This window comes from Marinobacter sp. (assembly GCF_052094685.1).
Classification (GTDB): domain Bacteria; phylum Pseudomonadota; class Gammaproteobacteria; order Pseudomonadales; family Oleiphilaceae; genus Marinobacter.
Window position 1 is genome coordinate 1 of sequence record NZ_JBQDKB010000033.1, and the last position, 12,936, is coordinate 12,936.

At 52.4% G+C, this 12,936-nt stretch carries 11 protein-coding genes; 5 read left to right on the top strand and 6 right to left on the bottom strand.

Annotated features, from left to right (window positions below):
- Positions 1–60: 60 nt before the first annotated feature.
- The 4 genes from ACTH3S_RS08585 to ACTH3S_RS08600 all read right to left on the bottom strand — a co-directional run bounded on the left by ACTH3S_RS08585 (position 61) and on the right by ACTH3S_RS08600 (position 4,498).
- Positions 61–2,025: a dynamin family protein gene (locus tag ACTH3S_RS08585; RefSeq protein WP_441808601.1), complete on the bottom strand. Its 1,965-nt coding sequence runs from the start codon at positions 2,023–2,025 to the stop codon at positions 61–63.
- A gap of 258 nt (positions 2,026–2,283) precedes the next feature.
- Positions 2,284–2,868 carry a YggT family protein gene (locus ACTH3S_RS08590; RefSeq protein ID WP_441808602.1) on the bottom strand — a complete coding sequence of 195 codons (585 nt, stop codon included), beginning with the start codon at positions 2,866–2,868 and terminating at the stop codon, positions 2,284–2,286.
- Between the two features lie 30 nt (positions 2,869–2,898).
- A complete protein-coding gene (gene proC, locus ACTH3S_RS08595; protein ID WP_441808603.1) occupies positions 2,899–3,732 on the bottom strand; it encodes a pyrroline-5-carboxylate reductase in 834 nt (277 codons plus the stop codon).
- A 61-nt stretch (positions 3,733–3,793) separates the two neighbouring features.
- Complete coding sequence (locus ACTH3S_RS08600; RefSeq protein ID WP_441808604.1) at positions 3,794–4,498, bottom strand: YggS family pyridoxal phosphate-dependent enzyme; 705 nt, start codon at positions 4,496–4,498, stop codon at positions 3,794–3,796.
- 150 nt (positions 4,499–4,648) lie between these two features.
- Here ACTH3S_RS08600 and ACTH3S_RS08605 point away from each other — a divergent pair, with 150 nt between their 5' ends.
- From ACTH3S_RS08605 to ACTH3S_RS08615, 3 genes are all read left to right on the top strand, one after another.
- On the top strand, positions 4,649–5,683 hold the full coding sequence (locus tag ACTH3S_RS08605; protein ID WP_441808605.1) for a type IV pilus twitching motility protein PilT: 1,035 nt from the start codon (positions 4,649–4,651) through the stop codon (positions 5,681–5,683).
- Between the two features lie 54 nt (positions 5,684–5,737).
- On the top strand, positions 5,738–6,859 hold the full coding sequence (locus ACTH3S_RS08610; protein WP_441808606.1) for a PilT/PilU family type 4a pilus ATPase: 1,122 nt from the start codon (positions 5,738–5,740) through the stop codon (positions 6,857–6,859).
- A gap of 122 nt (positions 6,860–6,981) precedes the next feature.
- Positions 6,982–8,403 (top strand): OmpP1/FadL family transporter, encoded by a 1,422-nt coding sequence (locus ACTH3S_RS08615; RefSeq protein WP_441808607.1) that lies wholly within the window; start codon positions 6,982–6,984, stop codon positions 8,401–8,403.
- A gap of 63 nt (positions 8,404–8,466) precedes the next feature.
- On the opposite strand, the gene polA is transcribed toward ACTH3S_RS08615, so the two are convergent.
- Positions 8,467–11,211 (bottom strand): DNA polymerase I, encoded by a 2,745-nt coding sequence (gene polA, locus ACTH3S_RS08620; RefSeq protein WP_441808608.1) that lies wholly within the window; start codon positions 11,209–11,211, stop codon positions 8,467–8,469.
- 88 nt (positions 11,212–11,299) lie between these two features.
- Here polA and ACTH3S_RS08625 point away from each other — a divergent pair, with 88 nt between their 5' ends.
- Positions 11,300–11,638 (top strand): DUF2782 domain-containing protein, encoded by a 339-nt coding sequence (locus ACTH3S_RS08625; RefSeq protein WP_441808609.1) that lies wholly within the window; start codon positions 11,300–11,302, stop codon positions 11,636–11,638.
- An 8-nt stretch (positions 11,639–11,646) separates the two neighbouring features.
- Here ACTH3S_RS08625 and ACTH3S_RS08630 read toward each other — a convergent pair whose 3' ends face one another.
- On the bottom strand, positions 11,647–12,162 hold the full coding sequence (locus ACTH3S_RS08630) for a fibronectin type III domain-containing protein (RefSeq protein ID WP_441808610.1): 516 nt from the start codon (positions 12,160–12,162) through the stop codon (positions 11,647–11,649).
- Between the two features lie 338 nt (positions 12,163–12,500).
- Between ACTH3S_RS08630 and ACTH3S_RS08635 the strand changes: the two genes are divergently transcribed.
- Positions 12,501–12,920: a hypothetical protein gene (locus ACTH3S_RS08635; protein ID WP_441808611.1), complete on the top strand. Its 420-nt coding sequence runs from the start codon at positions 12,501–12,503 to the stop codon at positions 12,918–12,920.
- Positions 12,921–12,936 lie beyond the last annotated feature (16 nt).

Genomic DNA, 12,936 nt, shown 5'->3' on the forward strand with positions numbered 1-12,936 from the left:
ACAAGATCACTTTAAACGCTGTCTGTCAGGTGCAAGTCCGACAGGCTGCTAGGCGAGAAACTAAATCGCGCCAGAGATGTTGACCACTTTCTGTTGGATCATGGTCGGGGCAGGCTTACGGATTTGTCGCTGCATGGCATCGGCGAGTTCCAGTTGCCGGCGCAAGTCGCTGATAGTGTTGCTCAATCGTTCGCGCTCGGAACGGCTGTCGCGATCGCTTCTTACCATATCCTTAAGGCGCCGTATTTGGTGCTCTAGAAGCTGTTTTTGCTCCATAGAGTACTGCATGATCGGCAATAGCGCCTCTGAAGGCCAACGTTCCACGTCATGGCGTACACGAGCGTGCAGGGTGCTGGCTTCGCTGACCATTACGTTGAAAAAACGCTGTACCAGAACAGACTGTTCAGTTAGCAAATTTTTAGGGCTCACACGGAAGCGTCGTGCTTTTTTTCGAAGTTCCCTTACCGCAATTACATGACGGCCGGCACGCAGTGGAATAGGTTCTAGATGCCGGGCACGGGTGTCGTCGTTATAGCGTCGGTAGATGGCGCCAACCATTTTCTCCGCAAGGTGGCCTTCGCTGAGCAGGTTGGTGAGATCGCCTTCAAGAAGTTCAAAAAACTGCTCCATGGCGCTGTTCATACCTACCGTGGTCCAGCTTTTCGACATGTTTTTGCGAATTTTGGCGGCATGGGCCTCAAAGCGACTCTCGTCCACCAGCTTTTTCAGCATGTCACCCTGGGAGCCCATAAGCCTGCGGCTTGAGCGCAGTGTAATCAGTTTTTTGTAGTAAAAGTCGTAGTCTTTCTGAGCGCGGTCAGCCAGCCGGCTTAGGGCAGCTTTGTCCAGCCTAGCGCCAGAACACGCCTGAAACTCTTCTTCGAGAGAGTTGAGACGAGTTTGCATAGCCGCTTGGCTATTTTGCAGCATACCTAGCAAGTCGTTGATTAGGCTCTGAGTAATTAGCTGTTCCTTGTGCATCAGGATGCGCTGAATGATCAACTGTTCCAGATTGCCAATGTTGGAGCGAACGAACAGATCATTGTCTTTCCGAACTCTTGCAACCAGCCCCTGTTTGGCGGAAAGGGGAATAACATCTTGTTGGCGGATGCCCAGGTGGTCTGCTGTATAGCCGCGCACTCGTTCAATGGCATCGTGGGTGTGCTTTTCGCCTTGGAGGTCATCCCACAGAACATCAATCTTGTTCAGTACCGCAAATCGTCCGGCACGGTGATCCGCATGCTTGGTGTCTATATGCTCCTTCCAGATGGTCATGTCGCTGGCCGTGACGCCAGTATCTGCACTTAGCACAAAGATAATGGCGTGGGCTCGTGGCAGCATGCTGATGGTAAGTTCAGGCTCAGAGCCGAGAGCGTTCAGCCCTGGTGTGTCTAGTATGCGCAGGCCGCGCTCAAATAGCGGGTGACGAATACTAATCTGGGCATTGCGCCAAGCCGGAATCAGCACCTTGCTGGGGTTGTTGCGGTCATGCTCAAGCATGTCTTCATTAAAACCCAAGGCTCGTGCTTCTGCGGGGGAAACGGATTTCACCCGGGCCACTTCGCCCAGAACTTCACGCATGATTTCGGGGTCGCGCTCGTCCAGGTCGTGTTTTACCCAGCGTTCCGGCTGCTTACGCAACTGCTGCAGTGACAGATCGCCGATGCGAGTTTCGATAGGAAGTAACAGCAGATAGTTTTCGTTAGCGCTGCGATCAAAAAACAGCTCGGTCGGGCACATGGTTGTGCGCCCGGCTTGGGACGGCAACATGCGCTGGCCAAATTCTGAGAAGAACAGGGCGTTTATCAGCTCCGTTTTGCCGCGGGAATACTCGCCAACAAACGCAATAGTAAGTTCATCTTCAATGAGGAGTTCAAGCCCGTGGCGAATCCGCGAGCTGATGTCGTCAGAGAATAGGTTGTTGTCCTGAAGCCACAACCGATACCGACCGATCTGGCGGATCAGTTCTTTTTTCCAGTTGTGGTAGGCCTCTACCTGCTGGGTCAGATTTCCCTGAAGACTCATCGGATTTTCCTTTTACACAGCTTCCGGCATTCCCCGAGCAGGTTCGCTGGGATCCGCGTGACGGACAGATGGACTAATTAATTGCGGTTAATACTAGCCTGATCCTAAAGGGTTTGCGGCCAGCCGTTTGCAGGTGTGTGGCAATTGTCGACAGGAGTTCGATAAAAAAAGCCGCAAAATCAACGAGGTGAGTTTGCGGCTTGCAGGTCGGGTCTTTTTGTGGAGAACTGTTACAAATTGTTTTTTTTGAGACGTGGTTTACATTCCTAACCCAATAGACCCTAGGCCGGCTGCTACCTTCATGTGCTCAATAACAACAGAAAGGACGTTCAGAATAATGAATACAATAATCGGTGACAGATCCAGTCCGCCCATGGATGGCATCATGTTGCGCACTGGGCGCATGATCGGTTCTGTGATTTGTGCGACAAGCTGAATGGCCGGGTGGCTGCTGCCCGGTGCGATCCAGCTCACAACCACTACGGCGATCACCGACCAGAAGTAGATTTTGACGATCAGATCCAGAACGTTCAGAACGGCCCAAACCATCAGTGTGAGCGGGTTGAACGACGGAATGCCGCCGCTGAGGGCAACAAGAATAAGAAAGAAGGTTAGGGCCTGAATAAGAACGGCGAGAACCAGAGCCGCGCCATCAATCCCGCCCCAGCCCGGAATAACACGGCGCAAGGGCCTTAGCAGTGGGTTGGTGGCCTTCACTGCAAACTGTGAAATCGGATTGTAGAAATCAGCCCGAGCCAGTTGCAGCAAAAACCGCAGCAGTATAATCGTCATGTAAAAGGTGGACGCGATCAGCAGGATCGTAATCAAAATATCTGCCAGCATGTAGCTGTTTCTCCGTTGTCAGTGACTGTTTTACTCTTTGCCTGCCAGTTCTTTGGCCATTTCTTCTGAGCGCTTGTAAGCAGAGTTATATGCTTTCTTTACCAGATCGCGCATACCGCCTTCTTCAAAGGTGTGAATGGCTTGCTCGGTAACACCGTTCGGAGACATAACATTTTTCTTGAGCTGGGCCGGATCGTGTTCGCTTTTGGCCGCCATTTCGGCTGCGCCCGCCATGGTCTGAATGGCAAGTTGCCGGGCCGTTTCGGGGTTTACACCGGCTTCGGTGGCCGCTGCTTCAAGGGATTCCAACATCAGGAAAAAATAGGCAGGGCCGCTGCCGGAAAGCGCCGTTACGCCGTGCAGCAGGGCTTCATCTTCAACCCACACAGCAATGCCTATGCCTTCAAACACCGACTGCACCATCTCTTTCTGGGCGCCGCTCACACTGTTGTTGGCAAAAAGCCCGGCTGCGCCTTTGCCAACCAAGGAAGGCGTGTTTGGCATAACTCGCGCAATAGGTAAACCGCCGCCAAGCCATTCATCAAGTGTGTCTGTACCAAGGCCGGCTGCTATCGACACCATTAGCGGCCGGGTATTTTGGGCAATGGGGGCTATATCACGGCATACATCGGCCATTGCCTGGGGCTTGACCGCGAGCACAACCATATCAGCCTGCTGTGCGCAGTAGCGGTTGTCCGTTGTTACGCTGATTCCAAAACGTTTGCGAATGGACTGCAGGTGATCGTCGTTCGGGGCGCTAGCCCATATGTTGCTGGCCTTAAAGCCGCTGTCCAGCATGCCGCCAATAATAGCGCTGGCCATGTTGCCGGCACCGATAAACGAAATGGTTGGTGATTTGCTCAAGGTTTGCTCCAACGGTTATTCAATTAAACATCGGGCTCGATAATAACAGGAACCGGCCCGTTCAGCTCTTTGGCGCCCGATGGCCAAAGACAGCCGTGCCAATACGAACCCAAGTAGCACCTTCTGCAATAGCCAGCTCGAGATCGCCAGACATGCCCATAGATAAGGTGTCCAATGGCCCAGCTTCTGGGTATTCCTGTTGTAAATCTTCCAGAGTCTCGGCCAGCTTGCGAAAACTCGCTTTCAACGCAAGTTCGGTCTGTTCTGGATCGGGGATCGCCATAAGCCCTCTGAGCGAAAGCCCCGGCAGCTGACTTATCTCTGAGACAAGGTTTGGCAGCTCCTCTGTCAGGCACCCGGATTTGCTTGGTTCATTATTGATATTAACCTGAAGGCAAATATTCAAGGGTGGCAGGCCGGTTTCCCGTTGTTCACTGAGGCGGCGGGCAACTTTCAGGCGATCCACACTATGCACCCAAGAAAAAGCCGAGGCGATTTGCCTGGTTTTATTGGACTGTATCGGGCCAATGAAATGCCAGTCGATATCAGCCAGGTCTTCAAGGGCGCCCATTTTCTCGAGGGCTTCCTGAAGGTAGTTTTCCCCGAATGCCAGTTGGCCCGCAGCCACGGCTTCTCGCAGTTCCTCTGCCGAGCGCGTTTTGCTGACCGCTAACAGGTTCACAGAACTGGGTTTACGGCCCGCCTGCAATGTTGCTTTTTGTATGAGTCGGGTTACGCTCCCGAGGTTGTCTGCTATGCTGCTCATAGATTGAAATAGTCGCGTTTGGTCTGCCTGTTATATGGCGACACGTTACTCGCAGGTCACTGAAATGCCAAGTGATCGCCAAGTGCCCAGAGCCGGGTTATGTCGCACAGACGCTACCTATGTAAAAGAAAAAGCCTTCCGAGGACTTCTATGGATATTACTGAACTGCTTGCCTTCTCGGCGAAACAGGGTGCGTCTGACTTACACCTTTCCGCCGGCCTGCCACCGATGATTCGTGTTGATGGCGATGTTCGCCGCATCAACCTTCCGCCCCTGGAACATAAAGAAGTTCATGGGCTGATCTACGACATCATGAACGACAAGCAGCGCAAGGACTACGAGGAATTTCTGGAAACCGACTTTTCCTTTGAAGTACCTGGCGTCGCCCGTTTCCGTGTGAACGCGTTTAACCAGAACAGAGGTTCTGGTGCGGTTTTCCGTACCATCCCCTCAAAAGTTCTGACCATGGACGATCTTGGCATGGGCCAAGTGTTCAAAGACGTTTCTTCGGTTCCCCGTGGGCTTGTGCTGGTAACCGGGCCGACCGGTTCGGGTAAATCCACTACTCTGGCTGCGATGATCGATTACATCAACGATACCCGCTACGAACACGTACTTACTATAGAAGACCCGATCGAATTTGTGCACAATTCCAAGAAATGTCTGGTTAACCAACGGGAAGTTCACCGGGACACTCTGGGCTTTAACGAAGCCCTGCGTTCCGCTCTGCGGGAAGATCCAGACATCATTCTGGTAGGTGAACTACGAGATCTGGAAACCATCCGTTTGGCCCTTACCGCGGCAGAAACAGGCCACTTGGTGTTCGGCACCCTGCACACCACCTCGGCCGCAAAAACCATCGACCGAGTGGTAGATGTGTTCCCAGCGGAAGAGAAATCCATGGTGCGCTCCATGCTTTCTGAGTCGCTGCAGGCTGTTGTTTCCCAAACGCTGATGAAGAAAATGGGCGGTGGCCGAATAGCGGCCCATGAAATCATGATTGGTACTGCTGCGATTCGTAACCTGATTCGCGAAGACAAAATTGCCCAGATGTACTCATCGATCCAGACCGGTGGCTCCTTGGGCATGCAAACGCTGGATCAATGCCTGGAGCGAATGCTGCAAAAAGGGCTTATTTCTCGAGATGCCGCACGGCTCAAGGCGAAAATGCCTGATAATTTCTAACGCTGAACTGTCCGAGCTTATCGGGTAGATGTACAAAAAAAACAGGTAATCAAAATGGAATTCGAAAAGCTGCTTCGTCTGATGGTAGAAAAAGGAGGGTCAGACCTCTTTATTACAGCCGGTGTACCGCCCAGCATGAAAGTGAACGGTAAAGTACTGCCGGTCACTAAAAATGCGTTAACGCCGGAGCAGACGAGGGAGTTTGTATACGGCTCGATGAACGACAAGCAGCGAGCCGAGTTTGATGAATCCCATGAGTGTAACTTTGCCATCAGTGCCCGGGGTATTGGCCGCTTTCGGGTGAGTGCATTCTTCCAGCGCAATCTGTGTGGCATGGTGTTGCGACGGATTGAAGTGAAGATTCCCCAGATTGATGATCTGGCCTTGCCGGAAATTGTTAAAGAACTGGCCATGACCAAGCGTGGTTTGATCATGTTTGTGGGTGCAACCGGTACCGGTAAATCAACGTCGCTGGCCGCTATGATTGGGCACCGTAATCGCAACAGTCGTGGGCATATTATTTCTATTGAAGACCCCATTGAGTTCATACATCAGCACCAGGGCTGCATTGTAACGCAGCGGGAAGTTGGGATTGATACGTCGAGCTTTGAGGTGGCGCTGAAAAATACGCTACGTCAGGCGCCGGACGTTATTCTCATTGGTGAGGTGCGCACCCGGCAAACCATGGAGTATTCAGTGCAGTTTGCCGAAACGGGCCACCTTTGCCTTGCAACACTGCACGCAAACAACGCCAACCAGGCGCTTGATAGAATTATTCAGTTCTTCCCGCCAGAACAGCATAACCAGATTTGGATGGACCTGTCCCTTAACCTCCGGGCTATCGTGGCACAACAATTGATTCCGACACCGGATGGCAAAGGCCGTAAGGCTGTTATTGAAGTGCTGGTTAACACACCTCTGGTGGCCGACCTGATTCGCAAGGGCGAGGTGCACAAGCTTAAGGAGTTGATGTCCAAGTCGAACGAATCTGGTATGCGGACGTTCGATCAGGCTCTGTATGAGCTTTATGCTGAAGGCTCAATTACCTACGAAGATGCGCTGGCCCATGCGGATTCGGCTAACGACCTGCGCCTGATGATAAAACTGGGTACGGACGCCCAGGGGGCGGATAAGCTGTCGTCCTCTGTCGATAAGCTAACTATCCAAGATAACTGACGAGGCGAGCATCGACTAAAGTTGTAAAAGGTTAGGGTTTCAAATCAGTAGTTTTAGCATTTGAGGCCAATAGCCACTAATGCGTATACTCCGCCCCAAACTACAAAGGAGATTCCGCTGTTATGAAACCCTCACTGCTTACCCGTGCTGTTCGCCTAGCCACGCTTGCTGCAATTGCTGCGCCGGCTAGTGTTTTTGCTGGCGGTTTTTCCCTGAATGAACAAAGCGCCAGTGCCATGGGCGTTGCTAACGCCGGTGCTGCTGCAAACCCTGAAAACGCGACTACTGTGTTTTTTAACCCGGCGGGCATGAGTCAGCTGAAAGGTACGAATATTTCCTTTGGCACTGCGGTTGTTGATATTGAAGCTAAGGCTAAGACTGCTAAGGCAAACAACCAGCTTCCCTCTGCACTCCCCGGGAGTGAAGTGCAAGGTTCGCGAGGCGGAGATATTGCAGATCCGGCCTTTTTGCCAAACATCTATCTGACCCATCAGGTTAATGATTCCATTGATGTTGGCTTTGGTATTCACGCACCCTATGGCCTTGCTGCAGATTACGACGATGATTTTGTGGGCCGCTTCTTTGCGGATAAGACTGAACTGACTGCGATTTCGTTTACGCCTGCGATTTCTGTGAATAATGGCCAAGGCCTGTCTATGGGCTTAGGTCTCAACGTGATGTACGTTGAAGGTAAGCTTACGAAGTTTATGGATAACTCCGGCACTATCGCTGGTGCCCAAGCTGGCGGCGTTCCTGTTGCTCCTGGAACTCCGGCTCAAGGGTACGCTGACATTGAGGGTGATGATGTTGGTGTCACTTTTCAGGTTGGCTTTTTGTATGAGTTGAATGACCAGACACAATTTGGTTTGAAAGCTCAAACGGGAACCGAGCTGGAGCTTAAAGGCGATGCAAAGTTTACCAATGTTGCCGCTGCCGGGCCTGGCGGTGTTGGCGCGATTGACTCTACGGAGCCGGCCCGAGTTCCGCTGACGATCCCTGAAAGTATCACTGCTGGCATTCGTCATAGCCTGACGGAAGATGTGACTGTCTTGGCCGGTGCCACGTATTCTAGGTGGAGCCGATTCGAGTCTCTGGACATTTATGGGCGAGACTCCAGCAAACCATTAACCAGCCAAAGCCCGGGCGGTATGCCCAATCAGCTGACTCACATCCCAGAAAAATGGAAAAATACATGGCAGTTCAACTTGGGTGGTATCTGGCAGGCAACGCCTGAGTGGGCGCTCAAGGCTGGCTATGCATGGGACGAATCGCCAGTTGATGAAATTGTAACGGCGCGTATTCCGTCTAGCGACCGGCACTGGTTGACGCTGGGAGCCCAGTGGAAGCCCGCTCAGAGCGGATGGACGATAGATGCGGCAGTAGGTACGTTGCTGTTTAAAGACGACCCGAAAGTTGAGGAAAAGAACTACGTTCTGACGCCTGGCGGGACACAGCCAAACCCGATGGATCCGAACTCCTCCTACAGTGCAGAGTATGATCTGAGCGCTTGGAGCGCATCAATCCAAGTCAGTAAAGCCTTCTAAGCAAAGCTTTAGCCAGCTTGTACTAAAAACGCCCGGTTGAGTTCACTCACCGGGCGTTTTTATTTAGTGGGCCTGATCCCAGTTATCACCCTCGCCAGCTTCCACCAGCAGCGGTACTGCCAACTTCGCTGCGCCAGACATGCGCTTAACCAGCCCTTCGCGAATCTCGTCTACAGCTTCTTCCTTCACTTCAAGAATCAGCTCGTCGTGTACTTGCATGGTCATGCGGGCCGTATCTGGATGCTCCGCAAGCAGCCAGCTTTCCACGTCTATCATTGCCAGCTTGATGATATCGGCGGCGGTGCCTTGCATGGGCGCGTTAATCGCGGTGCGTTCGGCGGCCTGTTGCAGTTGCTTATTACGCGCGTTGATTTCCGGCAGGTACAGGCGGCGGCCAAACAGGGTTTCAACATAGCCGTCGTCGTGCGCTTGCTTGCGAATATTATCCATATATTGCAAAACGCCAGGGTAGCGCTCGAAATAGCGGTCAATGTATTGCTGCGCTACTTTGCGCCCCACATCCAGCTGGCGAGCTAGCCCGAATGCTGACATGCCATAAATCAGGCCAAAGTTGATGGCTTTGGCGCTGCGGCGCTGATCGCTGCTTACGTCGTCGAGCGTCACGCCAAATACTTCCGCCGCGGTCGCTTTGTGAATGTCTTCACCGTTTTCAAAGGCTGTCAGCAGGCCTTTATCGCCAGACAAGTGCGCCATAATCCGCAATTCAATCTGCGAGTAGTCCGCCGCCAGTAACTTGTAACCCTTCTCAGCAATAAAGGCCTGGCGAATGCGGCGGCCCTGCTCGCTTCGGATAGGGATGTTCTGCAAGTTAGGCTCTGAAGACGACAGTCGCCCGGTGGCAGTCACTGCCTGGTGGTAAGAGGTATGCACGCGCCCGGTGCGATGGTGAATCAATTCCGGCAGCGTGTCGGTGTAGGTAGACTTCAACTTGCTCAGGCTTCGGTGTTCCAAGATCAGTCTGGGTAGTTCATGTTCATGGGCCAACTCCTGCAGTACGGGTTCTGCGGTAGAGGGAGCGCCTTTGGGCGTTTTCTTGATCACCGGAAGGCCCATCTTCTCATAGAAAATAGCCTGCAATTGCTTAGGTGAAGCCAGATTGAAGTTTTCGCCAGCCACTTCGTGGGCGTCTTTTTCCAGCTCGGCCATCCGCTCGGCCAGTTCTTGGCTGTGTTGGCGCAGGGTGCTGGCATTGATCAGCGTGCCGCGCTGCTCCATGCGAGACAGTACCGGCACCAGAGGCAGGTCTATATCCTCGTAAACCGACTGCAGTTTGCCGACTTCCGCCAGTTGCGGGCGCAACACCTGATGCAGGCGTAAGGTTATGTCGGCGTCTTCTGCGGCATAGGGGCCAGCCTGTTCCAGATCCAACTGATTAAACGTGAGCTGTTTCGCACCTTTGCCTGCAATGGATTCAAAGGTGATGGTTTCCTCGCCCAAATACGCTCGGGCCAGGCTGTCCATGTTGTGGCGGGAAGATACCGAATTTAGTACGTAAGACTCCAGCATGGTGTCTTCAGCAATGCCGTTCAGGCAGATGTCGTGGTTGGCCAGCACGTTCTTGTCGTATTTGAGGTTCTGGCCGACTTTCTTCAGTTTTGGGTCTTCCAGCAGAGGTTTCAGTTGAGTCAGTACGCTTTCGCGCTCAAGCTGTTCCGGCGCACCCATGTAGTCGTGGCCGAAGGGTACATAAGCCGCTTCGCCTGCTTCAATGGCGAATGACACACCCACTACTTCTGCCTCCATATAACGTAGGCTCGTGGTTTCGGTATCAAAGGCGAACAGCTCGGATTTTTTGAGCCTTGTAACCCACTCGTCGAGCACTTCCTGATCGGTGATCACGCTGTAGCGCTTTTCGATCGGTGCGGAAGTATTGTTGCTAGTCGCTTCGCTGGTCTGGCCATCGCCGGCTTCGGGGGCGTCGGATGTTTTGGCCTCTAGTTCCGCCGTCCAACCTCGTAATTCGTATTCTCGGAACAGTTCCAACAGCTCTTCATCTTTCTGCTCTCGCTCTTGCAAGTCTTCCAGGCCGAACTCCAACTCAATATCCATTTTGATGGTGGCAAGTTCCCGGCTCAGGGGCAGGGTGTCAACGGCTTCGCGCAGGTACTCGCCAATCTTGCCTTTAATCTCACCCGAATGCTCAAGCAGGTTGTCTATGTTGTCATAGGCTTGCAGCCACTTTACTGCGGTTTTTGGCCCGCATTTGTTGACGCCGGGAATGTTATCCACCTTGTCGCCAACTAAAGCTAGGTAATCAATGATCTGCTCAGGGCTTACGCCAAACTTCTCCTTCACCCCGTCCCGGTCCATCCAGGAGTCTGTCATGGTGTTGATCAGGGTTACATGGTCGCTGACCAACTGAGCCATGTCCTTGTCGCCGGTGGAAACCACCACGTCAATGCCTTTATCGGTAGCTTCGCTGGCTAGGGTGCCGATTACATCATCTGCTTCCACGCCGCCTACGATCAGCAGCGGCAATCCCATAGCTTTCACCATTTGATGAATGGGTTCAATCTGCACGGCCAGGTCCTCCGGCATGGGCGGACGGTTGGCCTTATACTCTTTGTACAAATCGTGGCGGAAGGTTTTGCCTTTGGCATCGAATACCACAACCACCTTTGAGCCGGGAAAATCCTGATCTAGGCGTCGAATCATCGCGATAACGCCCTTGATGGCACCGGTGGGGTGATTCTTACTGGTCATCAGTGGCGGAAGTGCATGATATGCACGGAATAAATAGGACGAACCGTCCACAAGCACCACGGGAGGGGTCTTTTGTTCAGTCATGTTAAAGGGGATCCGGATTCTGATTGAAGCATGGGTTGGCTTATGCAACTCTGTACTTAATTTGGATGAACAAAAGGGTATCACGAAAATGAAACGAATCGCCTGTTCCGCATTTCTGCTCGTTTGGGGCCTGGGGTCTGCGGTGGCGCAGGAAAGTGGTGCGCTGGACGAAACCGTTGTAGAAACGCCTAAAGAGCCGGTGGTGGTTTCGGATTACCAGCCATCCAGCGACGGCCCACAGATTGTTATCCGCTCTGCTGATGATAAGGTTTTCTATGAGTACCGGGTTAACGGGCAACTCATGGAAATAAAGGTCGTGCCGGAAGTTGGCGTTGAGTACTACCTAGTGCCGGCCGATGGTGGTGGTTGGGCCCGCGAACCCGATTCCGGCGTCATGATCCCAAGCTGGGTTCTCTTTCGCTGGTAGGCGTCCGCTTAAATCAGATCAACTAGAACAGGCGCTGAGCGCCTGCTTTCCAACCCTTCCACATCAACGGTTGTAATCGCAAATTCGTAAGCGCCTGGCGGCAAGTCAGTAAGTGGTTGGTTTGTGCTGTCTGGGCTGTCCACAAGAATCACGTTGAAATGGTCTGTATGCCGCAAGCGGTAGTAGATTCGGAACCCGGCAATGTGCCCTGGCTTCAGCGCGGAGCCGTCTTCCCTTGTTTGCGGCGCGCTCCAGCGCAATGCTTTTGGGGGCTTTGTTTTTGTAATAGCGTTCTTGGTCGGCGATTTTTGCCCAAGTGTGCTGAGTAACCCGCCCGAGGCTCTGTCCAATCGATTGTTTGCCAGCTCCGATGCCCGCAAAATCGATGAATGGGTGGCTCTGTCATCTTCCTGGCAGCCGGTTAGCAGCGTTAGTGCTGATATCAATATAATAAATGGTAGGTAGGCGAACAGGTTAGGCCCATTCCATTGGAAAGAAGATCGGCAAAGGGTTTCGTTCTTCATAATAATCTCTATGGAACTCTCGCGTTAGAGCTGCTGTTGCACAGCCTCTTTTTTTACAGCGGTCACAGAGCCGGAATAAAACGGGGAGACGGACTACTGAAACAAAGAGCATTATGCGTATTGAGATGCGCGTGACAAGGAAGTAGTCCGTAAAACACCTTATATGTCTCATCGTCAAAGCTTCTGTTTTTAGTATGAACATTCTAATTTTTAACCGTAACCTTGGTAACAGAATCAAAGAAAGGCACGCACCTTTGCACTGGTCAAGCGGTCTAGGCCGAGATTGGAAACAGTAAGGGGCGGTCGGAAATAGCTTCGGTAAACTAAGGAGAAGTGATATGGGCAAGCTCAAAACTTATCAGGAACAGCTTCAGGAAATCGTAGAAAAAGGCATCAATGCTGCGGAAGAGCAGCAGAAGAAGCTGGCGGCCAAGCCGTTTGAATACGCAGAAAAGCTGGAATCTGGCGCGCGTGAATACAGTGTTGAAAATTTGCGCAACCGTTATAACGGCTACAGCGACGGCCTTTTTGATCAGTTGCGTAGCCTGAACAGCCGTTTTAGCAGCTTTGCTGCTGATCTCGTAGCTAAGCTTGAGAAAGAAGCCGCTGAAGGTGCAGACTCCGTTTCTGAAGCAGCAGACGACGTGTCTGAAGCCGCTCAAGACGCTAAGAAATCTGTAGAAACCAAGAAACCAGCGGCTCGCAAGACAACTGCGAAAAAGAAGGCTGCTGAGAAGAACGCAACTGCTTCAGCGTGATTTTTAGGTGAACAGT

Excerpts from the sequence above, each read along its gene's own strand:
- ACTH3S_RS08615 (WP_441808607.1), top strand. The coding sequence starts at position 6,982 with ATGAAACCCTCACTGCTTACCCGTGCTGTTCGCCTAGCCACGCTTGCT.
- ACTH3S_RS08585 (WP_441808601.1), bottom strand. The coding sequence starts at position 2,025 with ATGAGTCTTCAGGGAAATCTGACCCAGCAGGTAGAGGCCTACCACAAC.
- polA (WP_441808608.1), bottom strand. The coding sequence starts at position 11,211 with ATGACTGAACAAAAGACCCCTCCCGTGGTGCTTGTGGACGGTTCGTCC.
- ACTH3S_RS08605 (WP_441808605.1), top strand. The coding sequence starts at position 4,649 with ATGGATATTACTGAACTGCTTGCCTTCTCGGCGAAACAGGGTGCGTCT.
- ACTH3S_RS08635 (WP_441808611.1), top strand. The coding sequence starts at position 12,501 with ATGGGCAAGCTCAAAACTTATCAGGAACAGCTTCAGGAAATCGTAGAA.
- ACTH3S_RS08610 (WP_441808606.1), top strand. The coding sequence starts at position 5,738 with ATGGAATTCGAAAAGCTGCTTCGTCTGATGGTAGAAAAAGGAGGGTCA.
- ACTH3S_RS08630 (WP_441808610.1), bottom strand. The coding sequence starts at position 12,162 with ATGAAGAACGAAACCCTTTGCCGATCTTCTTTCCAATGGAATGGGCCT.
- ACTH3S_RS08600 (WP_441808604.1), bottom strand. The coding sequence starts at position 4,498 with ATGAGCAGCATAGCAGACAACCTCGGGAGCGTAACCCGACTCATACAA.
- ACTH3S_RS08625 (WP_441808609.1), top strand. The coding sequence starts at position 11,300 with ATGAAACGAATCGCCTGTTCCGCATTTCTGCTCGTTTGGGGCCTGGGG.
- ACTH3S_RS08590 (WP_441808602.1), bottom strand. The coding sequence starts at position 2,868 with ATGCTGGCAGATATTTTGATTACGATCCTGCTGATCGCGTCCACCTTT.